This is a genomic window from Halobacillus sp. A1, from assembly GCF_024189295.1.
In the GTDB taxonomy this organism is placed as follows: Bacteria; Bacillota; Bacilli; order Bacillales; family Halobacillaceae; genus Halobacillus_A.
Genome location: NZ_JAIZEN010000074.1, coordinates 1 through 371 on the forward strand (window position 1 = coordinate 1; position 371 = coordinate 371).

Consider the following 371-nt stretch of genomic DNA (forward strand, 5'->3'; position numbering starts at 1 on the left):
ATTTCCCATAATTTTTTTCGCCCGTCGTCGTGGCGGCGGCTGTGATAATTCGTTCTTCACTCATGGCCAGATGAGTTTTGTAACCGAAAAAAGAAGTATCCGCTGACTTGTGACCCACTTTCGCATCGGGATCTGCGGACAATCGAAGATGTTCTAAGTCATCTTCTACCGTTTCTTTCAATAAGTTGAAAGATTCCTTCACTTTCGGGTAGGTCTTTAACGTAGGATGGTCTTCAACGACCTCAAGAACGTTTTGGGTGTAATCTATTTCTTCTTCTATTGATGAACCCGTTGGTTTTGGAGGCATCTTTTCCTTCAGCGATTCTTCTTGGGCATAAACATGTTTTCGAAGGACTTTTGAACGGGATCGC

At 43.4% G+C, this 371-nt stretch carries 1 pseudogene; it reads right to left on the bottom strand.

Features of this window, described 5'->3' with window-relative positions:
* Nucleotides 1–371: pseudogene (locus LF817_RS20055) on the bottom strand (IS5/IS1182 family transposase); the annotation flags it as partial.